The organism is Vibrio sp. 1F253 (assembly GCF_041439295.1).
In the GTDB taxonomy this organism is placed as follows: Bacteria; Pseudomonadota; Gammaproteobacteria; order Enterobacterales; family Vibrionaceae; genus Vibrio; species Vibrio tasmaniensis_A.
On record NZ_JBGONU010000037.1, the window covers coordinates 1 to 20,802 of the forward strand.

The window sequence follows — 20,802 nt, forward strand, 5'->3', positions numbered from 1 at the left end:
AAAAGTGGCTCTGCGACAGTCGCCAACGGTGGGGCTTGGAGTAGCAGTACCGTTGACATCAGCGATCAACCGAACGGCACTTACACCGTCATTGTGACGGGCACCAACGCTTCAGGCGTGCAAGTCACCGAAAGCGCAAGCTTTACGCTCGCGCAAGCCATGCCGACGTTAATGAGCGCGACGTTTAATCCAACGCATCAAGCGATAGGTCAGAGCGTATCGGTCAGCCTTCAGTTCGATAAAGCGTTGCAAGCGGCCAGTGCAGAATTAGGAGGCACGCTCATCTCGCTGACGAAGAGTGTGGATGCCCGCGTGTGGACCGGGGATGTACTGGTTCCAGCATCGTCTGATTTGAATGTCGGTTTGGTGGTGAGAAATTACCAAGATTTATCGGGTAATGTGGGCGCGCAAGACAGCACGCATTCGCTGCCTATCACGCCAACGTTGGTCATCACGCCAGTGAGCAGCGTGGACGGCAGTAACGCCACTAGCTTGGTATTTTCAGGCACATCGACGCGTTTAGATGGTCAAGGACTTAGTCTAGAAGTGAAAGCGCAGGGCAGTGATGCGGTATTAAAAAGTGGCTCTGCGACTGTCGCCAACGGTGGGGCTTGGAGCAGCAGTAGTGTTGACATCAGCGATCAACCGAACGGCAGTTACACTGTCATTGTGACGGGCACTAATGCTTCAGGCGTGCCAGTCACCGAAAGCGCAAGCTTTACGCTCGCGCAAGCCATGCCGACGTCAACGAGCGCGACGTTTAACCCAACGCACCAAGCGATAGGAGCTGAAGCGGCTGTGATTGAATCGGTTTTTACTCTGAATAATGGCGTGAGATCCACGGCGGTTATTAAACCAAACCTATTTCATCAAACTTTTGAGTTAGTTAGTAATAAAAAATTCGCAGCATAGCGCCAATCGTTATGCAAGAAATGAGAAAAAGGTCTGTCCGTTGAGCAGACCTTTTTTATACACATATCTCAGGCTATAAATATTTAAGTGTACGATATCCCTATCGCCTCTAATTTCTCCACAAATATCGATATAATGTTCAGTGTGAATGTTGTTTTCAATTAATGTCCATTTTTATTGCAATATTTTCTTTCAAATTAATTCATTATTTAGGTGAAATTTAACTAAGATAATTATTATAACTATTGATGTGTTCAAAATACTGATTTTATCGATATTTTGCATAGTGTTTTTTGATGTGAGCCCCATAAAAGTACCATCTTGATAATAGATGGGGACTCTATATAGTAGCCACATCACACTTTGTAATTAGTGTGGTGTTCTGCTTTGGGTAATTATTTTAACCCCTATTTTTAGCTAGTTTATTTAAACATGTTGTCTATTAGCTGTGTTTGTGTGGGAATTTATTCCCACTTTTTTTACTCTTTTACTATCGATACATAATGCTTATACAAGCTTGCTAACTCGAAGGTATGTCGCCACTAGATACGTATTTCCGGTTTTGTTGGCATTGACTTTAACGTGTTACAACGAATGTTACATGATGTTGATGCGTAATTATCTGCTCCGTTAGTTTGCTAGTAAAATTGACTATTTATCCTGTTTAATTGACTGTTTTACTAGCGTTTTAGCAGGTGGTGTTACCATTTCTAATTTGTTGAAATTTATAATTATTCCGCGTAGAATTTCTTCAACCAAATCGTTTTTTTAAGCCTTATCAGCTTAGCTATCACCGCAACTATTGATACCCGTAGGTTGTGGAGAATCCAAATGCACTTAGTTTGCAAATTTATATCTAGTTCGTCCCTCAGTACGAACGACCTTCAATATGTCTTAACACCAGATGAGTGTGTAGGGCTATTTTCGCGTGTGCGCACCCCGAAAGACATCTTGGCTCAATTACCAAGTAATTTGCTTCAGCAGGTTACTGCGTCGGCTAAAAAAAATGTCCACAGCCTACTCAACGCGATTCGAGTTGAACTCGTAAAAGCGAACTGGGTTTGTCTTTCCTCCAATGTGCGACGTAGTCCATTAACCAATAAACAGCTAGCAAGCTTCCCTAAACTGAAGATACATGTTGATAGGGTGAGTAATTGCAGTTCAGAGCGCGCTCACAAAGCCAACTACAAGCAAGTTGTCGATGATGTACCTTTGGCACGTCACTATAGCTTCTCGCCAGTTGAACCTTCCCCAGAACACAAAATTGTGGTCGAGTTTGCGGGCCAGTGGTCTAGCAATGCGGCATGTTTAGCGCTAGGTAAAACCGATGAACAGCAAGGAAAGGTTACGGTAGCAAAACCCGATCTCGCCAACAAACACCGCAGCCTAGCGACGTTTAAAGATCTCGAGGCTGAGGGCAAAACGCTTTATATCAAAATTCCTTGTTCTGACCAGCCTCAGCCAATCTTGCTTAAACTCGCCGAAGGCCTGCAACCCGTTGATAAAGACACTCAGATGGATGAATGGGATAACGTGTTGGTGCCGGTGAGACCATTGGCTTACTTAGATGGCAGCAACGACAAAGCAAAAGCTTCGGATCTGCGTGGTGGTTTTCTTTATGTCTTTTGGAAAGGGAAGCTTTGGCGAGAGATGGCCATAAACGAGAAGGGTTACTACCAAGACGTTGACGTCGAGTATTACCGTACCTTAGAGCAAGAAGAAAAGAAAAAAGACACACATCAGGTAATACAAAGAAGCGCAAGCGGCTTTGCCATGGCGCATTTCTGGGCACCTTACAAAATATTGGGTGAAGTCCAACAAGGGGAAAGTGGACTCAAGATCATTTTTTCACCGAAACAAAAGCGCTTTGCTCAAATTGAAGCATTAGAATCGGATGCTGCTTTGCTAGAGAAATCCAGCACACCATTAGATGAATTAAGCAGTTACAGTGACGGACAGTCATTCAGTGCACAAGAATTCACCTCTGATGTAGACAGTGCCGCCATCCACAAAGTTACCGAAGACGACATGCCATGGCTGAGCGACCAGCAAGCCATAGTACGTAACTATGACCAGAGTAACACCGTGATTGCTTATGTAGATGGAAAAAACAGTGGTCTATTATTCCGGGTGGATGTTGGCACCTCCGGCATCACCGCTTTGAATTCACTCTATGTGACCGATCACAATAGCGATTATAAAGACGTGTTTGATTTAGAGTTTTATGAAGGGGAAGACCACGATTGGCAACAAGCGTTACTAAGCGGGCTACCATCGGACGGAATCTTTACTATGTCTCTTGTACATGATCAAGATCCTGATAGCCGTCACGTACTTTTTGATCAGGTTGCTTATAACGATTTATTTGTTGAGCCTGAGAGCGCTACTGAAACTCCGCCAAAAGCTCTGCCAAACGACAAGCCTAAAGGTATGACAACAGAAGAAAAACAACGCTTTGAGTCATTAGTGCTGGATTGGTCGTTGTAACCTCACTAGAAAATGGATTAAGAATGAAAAATAAAATATTACTCGGCTTGGGTTTGACGACTGTTGTTGTCGCAGGCATTGGTTACATAGCAACTAAACCCTATTTTGACGAAAAAGCTCGAATAGAATTATTGGCGGACCAATTAGAGTCACGGATTAATACGCGATTTAATGATGGAAGTAAGTGGAGATACCGCTATTCTTTTGAAATACCTAAGAACCCGAAGGTTGGGGATTGGAATACTGAGAATGTTAAGCTCCCTCAAGTGTTGTTTTCTATCGAAAACCGAAAAGACAAATCCAAGGTCAGTTACTGGGCATTAAACATTGATGGTACTAACCCTCAATTGTTGATCCCTGAGGGGATATTGCCGCCTGCGCCCAATACTGGGATTGATTATGCTAAATATATGTCACGATCGCCAAACGGCCGCTACCTTGTTATCCCTCAGAAAGATAGTACTGTGTTGTATGATGTAAGTAGTGGTGAAATAACTGAAATTAGTGAGGTATATGGCTCAACTCGTCACGATATTATGTGGGATACAGACAGCACGCAAGTCGTCGTAAAAAAACGAGATGAACTTCTGCTGGTTAAGCTAGACACAAAAGAGGTAGTTAAATTTACCGATGTGAATGGTTCATGGGCAGAGTACTTGACTTCTTTTGCCAAGCCTTATTTGAGCCAGTCAGAGCAAGCGATCTATTTTAGTTACGAACCGGGACTGGCTGGGTTTGGCTGTAAAGGCAGGAAAGAAGAGTACCTCGAAACTTTTGGTGAGAGCGATGTACCCAAATGCGGTAATACATTTGTGTTTGATGCCCAAACCTTAAAACTGGTAGATCGCGGTGATTTTACTCCGGATAGCTACGATTGTAATGTTTGGGGCGGTACGTATGGAGATGGCTTCTATTGCCTCGGAGGTGCGGCATACCGTTCGGGAAGACCATCTGAAAAAATAGGCAACTTCCCTGCTACGGTCGATCTGTTGGCTTTTAACGATAGTGATATGTGGTTCGTACCTGTTAATGGTCGAAATATAAGACGCGTGTTACACCAGCCAAATGAGAATAGCCCTACGACAGAAATGTTATACCTTTACGGCGCTAAAGGTGTAAAAAAATCTGCGTTTGGTTTTGGCTTTAGCCGTTATGTGATTGAACATAAAGAGACGGATAATTGGAGTGAGTCACTCTACCCATTGCCAACCTACGCTGACCTAGAAAAAGCTAAAGCGGTACTAAAGGAGCGTAATCATGGCTAGGGCTAAGATTGAACAGCACTCTCTCTATTTAATGGGGCAATTAGTCGGACCAACTGGAGATGCAATTGACGGTAATGGGCTTTATCCATTACCTGGCTTTGCGCTAGCCCTACCAGAGCTAGCAGTTGTTCAAGCTGCGGACGGTAGCAGCAGTAAGAATGAGTCACCATTATACTTCAGTGATTCATCAGGTCGGCTACAAGGTTGGAATTCCAAGGTTCAATCCGTTAATGAGCTTGTTGGGAACAAGCTTGCTTCTACGCCACTTTTGATTTCTAGCACGACAGATAAGTTAAAACCCATCTATATTCCACCTTACTTAATTCCCGCTGCGGTAATGTCTGAAAATACAACTTGGCCGGAAAGATTAGCTAAATTAGCTAAAGAAGTAGTCACCTCGCAAGGAAAAGAGATCCGCTTGTCCTCCGTAGAAGACTGGCAAATCAAAGATGATTTGAGTAAGGATGCAGCCGAGAGGCGATTTTTAGCGCCCGAATTAGCCGAGTTTTTTATCCATAAAGCTGAAGCGGCAGAAGCGCAGTTTGGGCAGAAAAAAGGGGCGTATAAACGCCTGTATGAACAAATTTATAACGGCAACTATAAACATAATTTTCATTATCTGCGCATTCCTCAAGTTTGGACCATCAATTTATTCTTCTCAGCCGACTATTTTGAGGGTGCGGAAGTTACTTTGTCTGGACAGCCGGAAAACTTAATCATCAAAGGGGATGCTAAGGACATTGGCAATAAAATCACCAGCCGAGTGAGGAAGGTAGAATACTTTGATATTGCCAACCAAGCCAGTGACGCCAAGGATGCAGATAAAGTAACCCAATATGTAGCCACATTTTGGATCACGGGCGGTCACCTAGATGATGATGAACAAATTAAGCAATTAGTCCGCTTTGATATAGATTTGAGTACGATTAATGCTTACTTGGAAGACACCCTAGATCTCGAAGATGAAAATCAAAAACGCCTATTGGAAGAGAGTTTAGCCCAAGTTGATGAGTTAAGCCTCCCAAACAATTGCTACTCTTTGTCTGAACAAGTCTTACACCTACCGATTTATTCAATAGCAGGGCGCAGCATCATTGTGTCCGGTGATCCTATATCTGTTGAAGAATCACTGTTTCAACATGCGCCAGACACGTTTAAAGGTTGGCTAGATTGGAGTAAAAACCTCCCCTATACCAGCGAAAACAAAGCCGCGAACGGTGTTCAACCATCGATTAATATTCTTAACTCCATTGGGAACTATAAAGGGGTTATCGAAGCTTCAGCGTCAGGCGTAATGGACCCATTCAGTATGACGACGGTCCATAAAGCGTTCAGCGCGGGTTTGAATAAGGAGCAAGCTGGAGATGAACTTTTAAATGCGTTAAAACTCGCGGTCGGTATTGATGCTAAAGCTAAGGGGTTCTTAGATTTTGCGCAAACGCTCAAGCCACCAGCGCAAGGTACACTTGCACCGATTACTGATTTAGCGAATGCCCTCAACTGGTCAAATCACCTTGGGAATACCTTACCGAGCGTTTATACGATTCCACCAGCGTTACAGCATTTTTGGCATAAGGTTGACGATAAGATCTTAACCCCTTTAAAGCCGGCCGTTCGTGCTATTGAATATGTGCTTGATAAGCCTTTTGGTTTTGCGCAGCTTGTTTCTAGCGGTCTTGAAATCCCAAAAGGTGTTGAGAATTCTGAGACGGCGTTTAATGCCTATATCGATAAGTCAAAAGAATATGGACAGAAAACACAATCGGTTATCTCTACGCTTTCACTGAGTGATGAAAAAGATCGTCAGGTTTTGCTTGAGTCTGAAGCGGAACATAAAAAAGCGCTCCTTGAAGCATTCTCTGATGAAAGTGTACGCCACAGAGTATTACTAAATGGTCAACCGTTGTCACAAAAAAAACAGGCTAAAGAAGGCGAGGCAAGCTATCTCACGCTGTTTTTCGAATTTGATAGTGCGAATGATAAACTTGCCGATTCTGATAAGGACCTAGTAAAAAAAGTGGCAAAGTATCTGAGTGCTACAGAATCGGAAATGTTGTTGAACGTTGAAGGTTATACGTGTGATATCGGCTTGGTGGAATACAACACTAAACTGTCAGATAAACGTGCTGCAGCGCTTAAATCTTCTATTTTAGAAGAGCTTGGTGCAGATGCTATTAAGTGGGAGTATCGCATTTCAGCGCTCGGGAAAGGCGTTTTTGCTGATAATGATACGCGCAATAGACACTTAAGCCGTAGAGCGGAAATGAAGTTTTATCTTAATTCTGCTTTCGAATACCCTGCCTGTAGAAGTTGGCTGTTATCGCTTGAGAAAAATCGCCAGAAAGCAGTTTTGGCGGAGATGAAAGTCCATAAGGAAATTTGGAAGTTTTCTGGTCAAGCCTTTGACATTGCACTAGGCTTTGCCGCGCCAATGCTGGGTCCGGGAGCGGCTTTAGCTTATGGGTTGTATTGGTCAGGTGAAACCTTAGTTTCGACATTGAATGGCGCAGCAAAAATCCTCAATAAAGAGCTAGAAGAATATAAAGATAAACAGAAACGTTTCTCTGAATTTGATGTTGTTGGACAAGCGCTACTATATCGTGATTTACCCGCGTTCAATGAGTTAAGTGTACTTGGCAAAGCATATATAAAACGCGCTATTGCACTCAATGGGCTGTTACGATTGCTACTCCTTGAAGCTCAAATGAATAAAGAAACGGCCGCGCCCAATTATGTGTCGCAGTATCACGCGGTTAGTCACTTAACATCAGGGCAAAGAGATCTTGATATTGAAGGTTACATAAAGACTTATCTTCTTAGTGATGATTGGGATCTGGGAGGTACTTGGCTTCCTTCATTCCATCTTGATGAAGCTTGGTTGGAGACAAAGAACATTTATCGCAGTGCTTCAGAAAGTGTGTTGAGCTTTTCTGCTATGACGAGCTATGTTACCTATCGAGCAAAGCAGTCTAAGACGGGGGAAGAAGCGCTTGAACAATCGCAGGTTTATCAGAAGTTCTGTCCAATACATACCATAGCTGACTCTAGTTTAACTAAGCTAAAATCTCTATTAAAATCCCCGGATTTATCTAAGCTCGATAAGTCGATATTTTTAGATCATATAGTTTCAGTTAAGGTCGGCGACAATTGGCATCTGCTTGAAAAACTGGTCAATCAAGGTAAGACAATTTCACCGACTATGCCAATTAGAGTACTTGTTATTCTTGATATGAAAGACGAAGCGCTGACCAAGTTCAAAGAAGAAGGTTTGCTTACTCTTGTGCCTGTAGGTGTTAGGCCTGTGAGGCAAAACAGGCTGTTTGACGATTTTGGATCTTACACTACTGAATATGTTCGTGAAATTGCACTGGAGTCATTAGTTGAAACTGAGAGGGTGTATTTAACAGAAAAACAAATGATAGAGACGGATACGCCACTATACGGTGTTGTTGTAAGCCCTACGTATTACTTTGGATGCAACATCATCAGTGGCATCAAGCCTATTGCTGATGACTACGGTAGTAAAGAATGGAAGTCAGTGTTTGGTCAGGTGGATGAGCAGCAATCAGCGTCTTACGTAATGCGTTACTTGTTAGAGGTTGGTGTACCAAATGTCAGTAAAACGGAATCAAAGTTAACATACAAAAGAGAGCTCGTATTTAAAACTCAAGACGGTAAGGTGATTACTTCTAGCACGAATAAGGCATCCATCTTTAATTTAACTATGTCTAAAGAGCATGAGTTCTTGTATGAGAAGACTTTTTTAGCCAGAACGGGAAAAAAGGCGGTCGAGTACCCAGAGCTATTTTCAGACGTCAAGGCAAACTTATATATTTATGATGCTAGCGTGAAGAGTCTGATCCCTGGTAATGAGCACGATGATAAAATGGAAGCGATTGGTTGGACGAAGAAGCAACCATCTTATGATACCTCTGAAAAAGCAACCAAGCTGTTGCTCATCGTCAGTACAAAATCTGTTGAAAATGTTGAACAAACACTTGAACGAGGAGGGTTTGATCCTCACCGTTTACCCGTGGATATTCGTCTGAAATCAAACGACGCAGAAGGCTTCTACAATTTTGAACATCAAGACATCGACTTGTATCCATTAGGAAAGGTCGAAGTGAACCTTGAGAAGAAAGAGGTGTCATTCAAACCTAAATCAATACCGCAAAGCCTGAATAACGTATCGGATCATCTTTCTATCAATATGAGTAAGCTTGTAAGTGATCTCGTGGTTAAGGATGGTAGTTTATTCGATTTTACGCCTGATTTTGTGGATACTGATTTATATGCAGTCGAAATTTCGTTGAAGTACACCAATGCAGCAGGAAAAGAGATGGTTGGTTTACGACCGTTTATTGCGCGCACAAACGAAAAGCCATTTATTAGCGTCGACATAGATGGAAAAGCTGGACTAGCTTTAAATGCCTCATCACAGAAGCTTCCTGTAAGAGTTGTTGATACAACAGCGCCAACTTTGTTCAATTCAAGGGAGATCCACTACAACGCAAAATGGTATGAAATGAATGAAAAGGAGTTTAACTCCATTTCTGAATATACTGCGGGAACGACTGATGATGCTGATTCCAATGTGGCAAATTCAACTCGTAGCAAGATATCGCATAAAGCTACCCCTTTGAGTGTTTGGATGAATGCGGAACCTCTGATGAAAGATTACTCTTCAGCTAAGGTAATGCCTCTATCGAAACAACGAGAGCAAATACTTAAAAAGTGGTTGCTTGATGGAAAATAAGAAAAAACCGCCTTCGGGCGGTTTTTCTTTTCTTATCAATTAAAACAGAAGTTAGAATTTTCCCGTTTCCCCATCAGCCCGCCGCAGAAATATCGTATTTCTTCATCTTGTGATTGAGTGTACTTAACGGCAGCGACAGTTGTTCAGCCGCTCGTTTCGTGTGCCAATTACAAGAGTTTAAGCAGTCAATAATTACGGTACGTTCGTACTGGCTTACGACCTCTTTTAGGCCAACTGCGACATCGTCATCTCCTAGAGGTTCAGGTTCGAACGTGGTTTGAATTGCCGATGTAACTGGAGCAACAACTTGACGGTGTTCTACGTCTTCAGGGATTTGTTCACCAAACTCAATCTGAGTAATGGTTTCAAAATCGGAAAGCAGAACCGAGCGTTCAATGATGTTCTTAAGCTCGCGCACGTTACCGGGGTAGGGGTAAGCGAGCAGTTGGTTTCTCACATTAGCACTCAATCCTGGTGATTGAGGCAAGCCTAACATCGTCGTGGTGTGCTGAACAAAGTGCTCGGCAAGTGGAATAATGTCCGCTTGTCTGGATCTCAGTGGTGGTAAAGTGATAGGAAACACATTTAGGCGGTAGAATAAATCGGCCCTAAAGCCACCGTCTTTAATCTGCTGCATTAAATTACAGTGTGTCGCTGCAATGACTCTGACATCCACTTCAATCTCTCTGCTGGCGCCTACAGGGCGAACTTTACGTTCTTGCAGCACACGTAACAGTTTAGCTTGAAGTAGCATTGGCATATCGCCAATTTCATCTAGGAACAGGGTGCCACCGTTTGCTGCTTCAAATAAGCCAACTTTGTCCTTGTCTGCACCGGTAAATGAGCCCTTTCTGTGCCCGAAAAGTTCGGATTCCAGAAGTTGTTCAGGAATTGCGGCACAGTTCTGAACGATTAATGCTTGGTCAGAACGATTCGAGTTTTCGTGAATGTATTTTGCAATGACTTCTTTACCTGCACCCGTCTCGCCTCTAAGCAAGACGTCGACAGGCAACGAGAGCACTTTATCAAGTCGGCTCAATACATTGACCATCTCTTCACTTTCAGCGATCGGACCTTGATAGGTTTTCTTTGTCCGCTTTTTTAGCTGAGTATTTTCACGAACCAACGCTTGGTTATCGGCGCTTAAACTCTTAATCACTTGACCATATTGCTCTAACCAAATGGCATGGCGAATATTACTCGCCGCCATTCGGCAAAACTCGGTAAGTGCGGTTTCGTTATCGATAACGCTTAAATCAAGCAAAACCAACAATCCGATAGTTTTGCTTTCATCATCAATCAATGGCCAAGCAAGTAAGTTATTGCTTTTTAGACCTAACGTTTGCTCGGTTTGATAGATGCCTTCACAGTCATAACCATTGTAAGTGTATAGCTCATTGATCAAGACAACTTCGCCGTTACGTACGGCGAAGTTGAATGGGTCGGCTTCACTTACAGTGTCTAACTGCAGTGGCTCCCAAGGATGTGAGGCGATGACTTTTTCATGGTGATGCGCGGTACTTGGAATCAAGGCTTGACCGGTTTGGTCAAGCACGTAAATGATGCCATGTTTCGCGAAAGTCATTTGCCTTGCTGCTGTGAGAACGGCATCCAAAGTTTGAGCTAACTGGCTGCGATCAGCCAGAGATTGGCTGATCGCAAGTAGGGCGTTACTAAGCTCACTATGGTTAGCTGAACGCATAGGTTAGAGTTCCTTGCTCGTCGACAGAAACTTCAATTTGAGTATGTGAATCATCCTTGTCATTCACCAGTAGTTGAGTCGAAAGCTGCGGCAATAGTTGACGGTTAATAACGGCATCAATATTTCGAGCTCCCGTCTCCGCAAGGCGGCAGTTGCCTAATACGAATTCCACTAAGTTATCACCATAGCAAAGTACCAGTTTGTGGTGGCTTTGCAGGCGCTCAGACACTTTCTTCAGTTTATGATGGATGATATCAGTCATTGCTGCGTCTGAAAGAGGAAGGAATGGCAACACGGACATACGAGCCAACAAGGCTGGCTTGAAGTGTTGATTCAACGTTGGGCGAATGGCTTCAGCGACGATATTGGCATCAATGTCTTTCGCTTGGTGAACCAAAGACTCAATCTCATGTGTCGCGAGGTTACTCGTCATGATGATGAGCGTATTTTTGAAGTCGATGGTACGACCTTCGCCATCATTTAGTGTGCCTTTGTCGAACACTTGGTAGAACAGGTTGAGTACTTCTGGGTCTGCTTTTTCAACTTCATCTAAAAGAACAACAGAGTAAGGGCGCTGACGTACTGCTTCGGTTAGCATACCGCCTTCGCCAAAACCAACATAGCCAGGAGGAGAACCAATAAGGCGAGACACAGTGTGTTTCTCTTGGAACTCAGACATGTTGATGGTGGTCATGAAGCGCTCACCACCAAACATTTGGTCGGCGATAGCACGAGCGGTTTCTGTTTTACCTACACCACTTGGGCCAACCAATAAGAAAACGCCTGTTGGTGCATCTGGGTTACCTAATCCCGCTTTTGCGGTTTGAATTCCTTCAGCAAGCGCATCAATGGCAAATTCTTGGCCTTTAATGTTTTGAATTAGGTTTTGCTTCAAGTTTAAGGTCGCTTGCGACTCATCTTGAAGCATTTTTCCCATAGGAATGCCTGTCCAATCAGATATCACATGACTAATTTCGTCGGGACCCACTTCATAGTGAACGAGCGGATTGGTACCGCGCACGTTATCTAAACGTTCGTTACAAGACTGAATAGCTTCACGAGTCTGCTCTTCAGAATATTCATGACAATTTGGTTTGTCACTTGTTAGTTCTTCATTGTCTTGAAGCGTATTGTCAGCTTTAGGAGCACTGTCTTCTTCAGTCGAAGGAGTAGTAAGGCTATAAAGATGGCTACGCAGTTCAATGATTTCTTGAATAAGAGATTGTTCTTTTTTCCATTGAACCTGAAGGGTAGCTTGTTCTTCTGTGGCCTTTTCAATCTTCTCTTTTAGCTCAGGAATTAAAGCGGCACTGTGTTTGTCACCAGTTTGTTGAAGTTGGTCACGTTCTAGAGCTTCGAGCTCACGATTCGCAGCGGCAATTTCTTGATGTAATGTTTCAACAGGTGCCGGTGTTGCATTAAGGCTAATATTGACGCGAGCACAAGCCGTATCTAACACGTCGATTGCTTTATCTGGCAGTTGGCGTCCGGTGATGTAACGATCAGCTAAGTTTGCTGCGGCAGTGATTGCGTCGTCACGTACGTATACGTTATGTGACTTTTCATAGGCTGGTCTTAAGCCTCGGATGATCAATGCTGCTTGAGTAGCCGACGGCTCATCAAGTTTTACCAGTTGGAAACGGCGCGCCAGAGCTGGATCTTTTTCGAAATATTTCTTGTATTCAGACCATGTGGTGGCAGCAATTGTTTTTACTTCACCACGTGCTAGAGCGGGTTTAAGTAGGTTGGCAGCATCACTGCCGCCAGCTTGATTGCCTCCACCAACTAGCGTGTGAGCTTCATCTATAAATAAAATGATTGGAGTCGGTGAATTCTTCACTTCATCTAGTACTGCGTTAAGGCGTTTTTCAAACTCACCTTTTACACTCGCTCCTGCTTGAAGTAAGCCCATGTCTAGGCCATATAGTTCAACACCTTTGAGGCAGTCTGGCACATCTCCTTCGGTAATTTTTAATGCAAGACCCTCTACCACCGCTGTTTTACCAACTCCCGGCTCACCTACTGCGATTGGGTTATTTTTTCTGCGTCGCGCCAAGATGTCGATTATTTGTCTGATTTCTTGATCACGGCAGAATACTGGGTCGATCTCGCCCTTTCTTGCTTTGCCGGTAAAGTCGGTGGTGAATTTACTTAATGCCGAACCATCTTCACGTGCGTCGGTTTTTTCAGATGTCGTTGCTAAAGATTCAAGAGAGTTTGTTGTAAGTTCAGAAAAGTTACGTTTTAAGGTGTCTGGGTTTACACCTTCTAAGATTGAAGCGTAACCGTGCTGACCATAGCGTAGTGGGTTACTCACTAGCGTAAGAAGTAGGGCGCCAGAGCGAATCTGAGTTTCGGATAGGTCTAAAGACGAGACTAACCAACTTTCTTGAAGCCATTCGATTAAAAGTGAAGAGAAAACGGGCTTGCTGCCATTTCCTGTGGTGTTGGTATTTAGCGTAGAACGAATAGATTGTCTTAATATGGTCTCTGAGCAATCGAAATGACTTAATAAGATGTCAAAATCACTATTTGGCCTTTCTAATAAGCTTAATAGATAGTGTTCAATTTGCACTTCATTGGCTTTTTCCGATACCGCTAATGCAGCAGCATCTTCTAAAGCGACTTTTACAATCGGGTGCAGACGCTGTATCAAAGAGGAAAGGTTTATATTTATCATTTTAATTCTGTTAGTTATTTATATGGGATGTGCTAATTATACTAAAATTGGTAACTGGTTTTTTATTCGGAGATGAATTTACTATTGTTTATTGGTTGTTTTTATTATCAGCTTTGTTTTTTTGTCTGATTGAAGTATTGATTTTCATTTAAAATAAAATATAACCTAGGTATTTCGACTTAATTGATAGTTTTTTTAACTTTATTTCAATTGTTCAAGCTAGTTGTTTTGTCTTTGTTTTTTAAATTCAATTTATTAAACTAAATGTTCGAAAACTTGTTTTTTTATACAATAAATTGTTATTACATATAAATTGTAAATGACCAAACTTTCGTTAAGTTGCTGTATTTGTTATCTTTATAGGGTTGGCATGATGTTTGTATTAGTTGAATCAGTCGCGGTGATAAGCGATTTGGTGAATTAATGACTTATAAAATTTAAAAAGGAAATATCGATGCCAACTCCAGCATATATGTCTATCAATGGTGAAACACAAGGTCACATTACTAAAGATACTTACTCTGCAGATTCTGTAGGTAATACTTGGCAAGAAGCTCACGTTGATGAGTTCCTAGTTCAAGAACTTGATCACGTACTAACAGTTCCACGTGACCCACAAAGTGGCCAACCAACAGGTCAACGTGTTCACCGCCCTGTAGTAGTAACTAAAGTACAAGACCGTTGTTCACCTCTGTTATTCAACGCATTAGTGTCTGGCGAAAAGCTTCCAGAGTGTGTAATCCGTTTCTACCGTACTTCAGTACAAGGTAAGCAAGAGCACTACTACTCAATCAAGTTAATTGATGCACTACTTGTAGATATCCAAACTCGTATGAATCACTGTCAAGACGCTGCAACTTCAGATCGTGTAACTGAAGAAGTACTTAAGCTGACTTACCGTGCAATCGAAGTCACTCACGAAAACTGTGGTACTGCTGGTAACGATGACTGGCGTGCTCCACGCGAAGCTTAATCGCTTTTCGTGAACAACAAAGGGTCAACAATTGCTGTTGGCCCTATTTCTATTATTAGTATCAGGTAAAAGATATGGTGAATGACGTAGAATTTAAGTTTGAACTGCAAGGCTCTGAGCATGATTTCCGTGTTGAAAGCTTTCAGGTAATCGAAGAGCTTTCCAAGCCTTTTCAAATCAGCCTATCATTACTTTCACTTGATCCTGATATCTCATTTGACGCACTCATCCGTAAACCAGGTAGTTTGACTCTATACGGTCAAGGCGTCAGTTCTGCGAGATGTTTTCACGGCGTGGTAAATGAGGTGCGTTACCTTGGATCGGGCAGGAGATTCTCTCGTTACCAATTGACTCTAGTTCCACAAGCTTGGTTTTTGAGCCAAAGACAAGACTGCCGTATTTTTCAACAGAAATCAGCGTCGGCAATCATTTCTGAAGTTTTAGATGATGCGTCAGTAACTGATTATCGATTAGAGCTGTCAGGCGTATATCCTTCAAAAGAATACGTGCTCCAATATCGAGAGACAGACCTTGAGTTTGTTCAACGAATTCTGGCAGAACACGGAATGTGGTACTACTTCGAGCATACAGAAGCTAACCACACGATGGTGATTGTCGATAGTAATGACGCAATAGCTGAGTTATTGAACACGCCACTGAACGGGTCTTATTTGGGGCCAATTGTTTACCATGCTGATGGTGGTGGTGTTGCAGACCGCGAGCATATCTCAGACCTTGAACTCGTGAATAGAGTGAAAACCGGCCACGTTACTTACACTGATTATAACTACGAGTTTCCGAAAATTCCTCAGGAAATGAGCAGCTCTGGTGAACTTGATTTAGACCTGAAATTGTTCGATTTCCCAGGGCGTTACGTGGACCCAGCAATGGGGCAAGTAAGATCAAATGAATGGATGTCGGAGCATGTTGTTGACAATCAACAAGTAGAAGCAAGCAGTAATGTCATGAGATTGGCTTCTGGATACAGTTTTAGTGTCAGCGAACATCCACGCTCAGCAATCAATCGTGATTACCTCATGTTATCGGTAATGCATAGTGGCCACGATCCTCAGGTTCATGAAGACGAAACTAATGGCTTGCCGACCACATATCACAACCAGTTTGCGTGCATTCCTAGACATGTTGAATTTAAGGCTCCAAAACTTGAAGCTCCTTTAGTTGAAGGTACACAAACAGCGGTTGTTGTTGGCCCTGCAGGCGAAGAGATCTATACAGATAAGCTTGGGCGAATCAAAGTTCAGTTCCATTGGGACCGTTATGGAGAGAGCGATGAGCATTCAAGTTGCTGGATTCGTGTTAGCCAATCAATGGCAGCACCAACTTGGGGAGCAGTATACTTACCTCGTATCGGCCATGAGGTGGTGGTTACTTTCCTAGAAGGCGATCCAGACAGGCCTTTAGTGACAGGTGCTGTTTATAACGGGCTTCATTATCCTCCTTATTCGTTACCAGAGAATAAAACACGTACGACATTCCGAACTCAAACGCATAAAGGGACTGGCTATAACGAGTTGAGCTTTGAAGATGAAGCCAATCAAGAAGAAGTCTACATTCATGCACAAAAGGACATGTCGACCAAGGTTTTAAATAACCGCTATCGAGACATAGGCCAAGATGAATTCTTGAAAGTGGCGCGCCATCAGACGAACGATGTTCATGGTGATCATAAAGAGACAATCGATGGCCATAAGACTACCCAAATTAACAGTACGTTTACTGAAACTGTCGAGCAAGACGTATCGGTTACTTACAACGCTAATGAAACTCAATATGTAAAGAACAACTCTGATCTAGAAATTGGAGATAATCAAATTACCAAGATTGGTAAGAATGATGACTTGGATGTGGGTGAAAACAGCAATTTAACGGTAGGCGCATCAAAAAGCTCTGATATTGGTGCCGATGATAACCAAACGGTTGGTGGCAACTTGACTGTGTCTGTGAAAGGGAACACGTCATATAAAGCCGATGGTGCGACCCAGATCATAAGCGGTGACAAGATTGTACTGAAAACGGGTGGTTCGTCATTAGTGATGAATAGCGACGGTTCTATTAAGCTGTCAGGTTCTTCAATAACCATTGAAGGAAGTGACAAAGTTGTAGTCAAAGGTGGCAACGTAGCGGTCAATTAATGATGGAAAAACAAATCCCAATAATACAAACCATCACCGAACAGCAAGCCGAATTATCGGCTTGCTTTTCACGTTTTGGAAGAATCTTATCGATCAATGAGTCTATGAATGGAGTACGAGTCGACTTTGAAGGCAACTCGTTACAGCAGCCAATTAATGCAAGGTTGGGGCGAGGCTTTAAATTAGTTGAGTTACAATTTGCTATAGATAACAAACTTTCATGTCGCATTGAGTTCCTAAATAACGACGTTAACCTTCCTTTAGTCACAGATATCTTTTTCTCCATTCTTGAGGAGTCGGATGAGTTTGTGCTGAGAGCAAAGAAAATGGTTATTGAAACGGAACAAGAGTTAATTGTGAGAAGTGGCGAAACCGAAACTCGCTACAGCGGCCGTGATGGTCGAATTACCACCAAAGCCAAATATGTGACTTCTCAAGCTGAGAAGGCACAAAAAATTCAAGGCGGCACCATCGCGATCAATTGATCGTGTTACTAGATTGGATTCACGGATGCGTCAAAAAATAGGTATAGATCAGCTAAACCAGCCGATTACTAATGAAGATGTGGAGCTGGCGATTGCCAATGCGGAAAGTACGCTCGCTTTATTGGACGAGCTTCCTATCAAGTGGCTGGAAATTTGTAATGAAAAGTTGTCGCTGGCTTCGGAGACACTCAATTTCTTATTAAAGCAACGATTACAAGTCCATAAGAGGGGATACCCAAGCATCGAGCTGGAGTATTTAGCGTTGGCTGATCGTCAGGTTAAAGACCTAAAAAATGTTTATTTGTCTTTCTATCGTTTGGCTCCGGGACTCATCCATCAATTAAAGCAAAGTGAACCGACAGTTTATGCTTGGCTTATGTTGAATTCCGATATTGGACAGGATCATGAAAATCTACTTTGTGGCTTATCTACACTAGATGAGTTAGATGACCAAACCGCAAAATTCTTGGTTGTTCAGTCGTCATTACCAAGTATCGACTCTGTAGTCATCGAAATGGTTGAAGGTGGTTCTAAACTGCCTCTGCTTTATTTAGAGTGCTTACAGTTACGCCAAACTATCACAGTTGGCCTGTTAAAGCGCTGGCTTAAAGATGAGCGCTTTTCTAAACATAAAGCACATTTGTTTTTATCGTTACAAAACGACGCAGAAAGCGTTGTCTGGTTAGCTGAAAATTCAAATGGAAGTCAGAACCTGTTTGAACGCTTGCTTACGAAAGAGGATAGGGGAACTTGGTTTCGTCAGGAGTTCGGTACCTCAATCGATAGCATGTCTGATCCTGAAGTTATCACTTATGCCAAACTTTTAGACCTCAAAGAGTTTGAACACTTTGATCCGAGTAGTGCACAGGCTCCATTTGATTTTGTATTACATGGCCTCAATGAACACGTTCCTATAATAATTGAATTGATATCGAGCCTTGAAGAGTTCGAAGCTGAGGATTGGATCCAAGCGCTTTATATTGTTTATGGAAAACGCTTACCTGTGACACCAAAAAACTTGGGCATTGATTTTGAATGGCATGAAATACTCGAAAGGTTACAAGAGTGGGCCAAGACTGATGCCTACAAACAAGTATCTCCAGGTCGAATGGGACAAGCTTTGACTCTAGAAACTAGTATACAAGCCATGTTCGATACTCAAGTTAATGCAGCTTTTAGGATTTGGATTTGGCGTCAGGTTTGCCTCCATACTCGTTCATACATTCCTTGGGATATGGCTATGCCTGCTCATCAACAAAAGTGGAATATCACGCGACTAACTCAGAATTCAACAGCCTCAGAAAGGTTTAACTTAAGGAATAATAATGCAGTTGTGGGATATTGAGAACCATCCAGAACTTTCAATAAAAGGCCGTTTTCAACGAGATCAGAACGGTAAAGAGGTTTGGGTTGTTGTTGGAAAGCGCTCGTGGCAATTCGTAGATTCTGTTTGGAAGGAGCTGGAAGAGTCAGAGATCTATGACGATCCTATTTATTTGGGTGAAGCGGGACTTTCTGCGATGAAAGTTGATCATGAATTCTCTGTAGTGAAGGCCAATACAGATGTACTGGTTTTCGGCAAGGCGCGAAGTTACGCAAAAAAGGCCGTTACATACCACGAGTGTCGGCTTTTGATTGATGGCCATATTGATAAAACTCTATCGGTACTTGGAGATAGGCAATGGATAGAGCATGGTGGTAGCGTAACCTTGAGTAAATCACTCCCGTTTGTCGAAAAAGAGATAGATTTCTCCTGTGCTATTGGAGGCGATTTAAGAAACCGGCTTGGCGGAGGTATTGCTGATAGTAAAGCGGAACTATTAAATCAGAAGGTACCTTCTGTTTTTTATCCAACTGAAGATTGGAGTGCGACGTCAAAGAATACACGGGTAGCAGGCTTTGGCCCGCTAGCGCCATTTTTTGGAGCTAGGCAGCGGTATGCCGGGACTTTTGATGCCGATTGGCTAGAGAATCGAAAACCTCTTTATCCATTAGATTTTGACCTACGTTTTTATCAGAGCGCACCACAAGATCAACAGTGTAGAGGGTTCATATCGGGCGGTGAACGATTGATGATGAGTGGGTTTTGTCATAATGATGCGCTTTCTTTTCGCTTTCCTAAAGATATGTATATTGCAGAAGCTCAGTTTAAAAATACTACTTACCAAGTCGATATGACTATTACGACGGTTTTTATTGACACAGAGGCTCGTACACTTTCAATTAGCTATAGCGCCGCGTTCCCATGCCAAGGAGAGGAGCATATGTTAGTGTCAACTAGGATTCATAAAAAGCAGGAGCTGTCCGATAATGAATAACAATTCAGCTCGTTTTATTATTGGAATGGAAGCCATGACACCAACGGGCATGAACCTTGAAATTGCCACAGCAGTCGCTAAGGCGGATTTGGGAAGGTTTGATCAGAAAGTAGCTGAGGATGGGATTGAAAGATTTACCTACGGTAATATTGAATACACTTCCAACACATCGTTGTTTGACAAATGCTCAGAGCTTATTGAGAGCTTAGTCGGGGCTCTTTTAAAGCAGCTACCTAAGGCCCTAAAGCCGATTCCATTACTCATCAACATTCCGGAAGCTCTTTCCATAGTAGAGGTTAGTGAATGGTTAAGTGAATGTAAGCACAGTGACTCAATATCTCACTATGAAGTGGTTCAGCAAGGTGGGACGTTACACTTAAGTACCTCGTTGGCCAAATTGAATCAATATGATGCTTTAATGAGTATATCGGTTGATTCGCCTGTGGCAAATATAGACGCATTGATTGAAACTGGGCACGTTATGAGTTCGTCTAACCCCTGGGGGATAATACCTAGTGAAGGAGGGGCGGGCGTAATTTTGTGCCGGAATAATTTGGTTAAAACGTTAAAGCTTACCCCTCTGGGACAATTAGGTTATTTCGGCTTAGAACCTGCAAATACAACCCGCCGGTCAATGATGAAGCTTGTAAGAAGTGCGAGCCGTAGTATCAAGAGTTTTGGGGTTGTGTTCTCCGATATGACCAATTTGAGATCTCATACTGAAGATTATGGTTTTGCGTTAGGTGCCCGTGCAGAATATTTTGATAACCCTCAACAGCCATTTTTAATCAATGATTTATGGGGCACACTCGGCAGTTGCTCATCATTGGCTCTAATGGCCAGTGCTATTCAAGAAGGGCCTCATAATAGACCTATTACCTTGTTAATGTTTGATTTGCAGGGCGAAAGGGCGCTACTTCAACTGACCCGTATGAAAAATAATTAGCAGAGCTAACATAACCGGAGGGCTGAGAGCCCTTCGGTAATTAACGTCTCATGAAGTCAATTTGAATGTTCATCGCCTCTTAAGTGCTTATCCGGTCGATAATGTCATCAATCTACATTTCTATT

At 42.7% G+C, this 20,802-nt stretch carries 10 protein-coding genes and 3 pseudogenes; 10 read left to right on the plus strand and 3 right to left on the minus strand.

The genetic code is table 11. From position 1 onward, the window contains the following. The 4 genes and pseudogenes from ACED28_RS16685 to ACED28_RS16700 all read left to right on the plus strand — a co-directional run. Positions 1 to 912 (plus strand): annotated as a pseudogene (locus tag ACED28_RS16685) (hypothetical protein); the annotation flags it as partial. Between the two features lie 831 nt (positions 913 to 1,743). Then, positions 1,744 to 3,399 carry a hypothetical protein gene (locus ACED28_RS16690; protein ID WP_371710302.1) on the plus strand — a complete coding sequence of 552 codons (1,656 nt, stop codon included), beginning with the start codon at positions 1,744 to 1,746 and terminating at the stop codon, positions 3,397 to 3,399. A 23-nt stretch (positions 3,400 to 3,422) separates the two neighbouring features. Then, positions 3,423 to 4,664 carry a hypothetical protein gene (locus tag ACED28_RS16695; protein WP_371710303.1) on the plus strand — a complete coding sequence of 414 codons (1,242 nt, stop codon included), beginning with the start codon at positions 3,423 to 3,425 and terminating at the stop codon, positions 4,662 to 4,664. Between the two features lie 337 nt (positions 4,665 to 5,001). Beyond that, positions 5,002 to 9,420: an OmpA family protein gene (locus ACED28_RS16700; RefSeq protein ID WP_371710304.1), complete on the plus strand. Its 4,419-nt coding sequence runs from the start codon at positions 5,002 to 5,004 to the stop codon at positions 9,418 to 9,420. A 73-nt stretch (positions 9,421 to 9,493) separates the two neighbouring features. Here the strand turns inward: ACED28_RS16700 and ACED28_RS16705 are convergent. The 3 genes and pseudogenes from ACED28_RS16705 to tssH all read right to left on the minus strand — a co-directional run. Further along, positions 9,494 to 9,658: pseudogene (locus ACED28_RS16705) on the minus strand (helix-turn-helix domain-containing protein); the annotation flags it as partial. An 80-nt stretch (positions 9,659 to 9,738) separates the two neighbouring features. Further along, a pseudogene (locus ACED28_RS16710) lies at positions 9,739 to 11,122 on the minus strand (sigma 54-interacting transcriptional regulator); the annotation flags it as partial. Continuing rightward, complete coding sequence (gene tssH, locus ACED28_RS16715) at positions 11,109 to 13,802, minus strand: type VI secretion system ATPase TssH (RefSeq protein ID WP_371710305.1); 2,694 nt, start codon at positions 13,800 to 13,802, stop codon at positions 11,109 to 11,111. The pseudogene ACED28_RS16710 and the gene tssH, both read right to left, overlap by 14 nt. Before the next feature lie 454 nt (positions 13,803 to 14,256). On the opposite strand from tssH, the gene ACED28_RS16720 reads away from it, so the two are divergent. From ACED28_RS16720 to ACED28_RS16745, 6 genes are all read left to right on the plus strand, one after another. Beyond that, positions 14,257 to 14,775 (plus strand): Hcp family type VI secretion system effector, encoded by a 519-nt coding sequence (locus ACED28_RS16720; protein ID WP_012600867.1) that lies wholly within the window; start codon positions 14,257 to 14,259, stop codon positions 14,773 to 14,775. Positions 14,776 to 14,849: 74 nt separating this feature from the next. Then, positions 14,850 to 16,928 (plus strand): type VI secretion system tip protein VgrG, encoded by a 2,079-nt coding sequence (gene tssI / locus ACED28_RS16725; RefSeq protein ID WP_017097124.1) that lies wholly within the window; start codon positions 14,850 to 14,852, stop codon positions 16,926 to 16,928. Further along, positions 16,928 to 17,413: a hypothetical protein gene (locus ACED28_RS16730; RefSeq protein WP_012600865.1), complete on the plus strand. Its 486-nt coding sequence runs from the start codon at positions 16,928 to 16,930 to the stop codon at positions 17,411 to 17,413. Before tssI ends, ACED28_RS16730 begins: the two co-directional genes overlap by 1 nt. 25 nt (positions 17,414 to 17,438) lie before the next feature. Then, the gene (locus ACED28_RS16735) at positions 17,439 to 18,758 is read left to right on the plus strand and encodes a hypothetical protein (RefSeq protein WP_135384237.1); all 1,320 of its coding nucleotides are present in this window, start codon (positions 17,439 to 17,441) and stop codon (positions 18,756 to 18,758) included. Then, positions 18,739 to 19,731: a DUF2169 domain-containing protein gene (locus ACED28_RS16740; RefSeq protein WP_371710306.1), complete on the plus strand. Its 993-nt coding sequence runs from the start codon at positions 18,739 to 18,741 to the stop codon at positions 19,729 to 19,731. Before ACED28_RS16735 ends, ACED28_RS16740 begins: the two co-directional genes overlap by 20 nt. Further along, entirely contained in the window at positions 19,724 to 20,677 is a 954-nt protein-coding gene (locus ACED28_RS16745) for a hypothetical protein (protein WP_017097127.1), read from the plus strand. Before ACED28_RS16740 ends, ACED28_RS16745 begins: the two co-directional genes overlap by 8 nt. The last annotated feature ends 125 nt before the right edge of the window (positions 20,678 to 20,802 follow it).

Coding starts and splice junctions, on each gene's coding strand:
- ACED28_RS16690 (WP_371710302.1), top strand. CDS start 1,744: ATGCACTTAGTTTGCAAATTTATATCTAGTTCGTCCCTCAGTACGAAC.
- ACED28_RS16695 (WP_371710303.1), top strand. CDS start 3,423: ATGAAAAATAAAATATTACTCGGCTTGGGTTTGACGACTGTTGTTGTC.
- ACED28_RS16700 (WP_371710304.1), top strand. CDS start 5,002: ATGTCTGAAAATACAACTTGGCCGGAAAGATTAGCTAAATTAGCTAAA.
- tssH (WP_371710305.1), bottom strand. CDS start 13,802: ATGATAAATATAAACCTTTCCTCTTTGATACAGCGTCTGCACCCGATT.
- ACED28_RS16720 (WP_012600867.1), top strand. CDS start 14,257: ATGCCAACTCCAGCATATATGTCTATCAATGGTGAAACACAAGGTCAC.
- tssI (WP_017097124.1), top strand. CDS start 14,850: ATGGTGAATGACGTAGAATTTAAGTTTGAACTGCAAGGCTCTGAGCAT.
- ACED28_RS16730 (WP_012600865.1), top strand. CDS start 16,928: ATGATGGAAAAACAAATCCCAATAATACAAACCATCACCGAACAGCAA.
- ACED28_RS16735 (WP_135384237.1), top strand. CDS start 17,439: ATGCGTCAAAAAATAGGTATAGATCAGCTAAACCAGCCGATTACTAAT.
- ACED28_RS16740 (WP_371710306.1), top strand. CDS start 18,739: ATGCAGTTGTGGGATATTGAGAACCATCCAGAACTTTCAATAAAAGGC.
- ACED28_RS16745 (WP_017097127.1), top strand. CDS start 19,724: ATGAATAACAATTCAGCTCGTTTTATTATTGGAATGGAAGCCATGACA.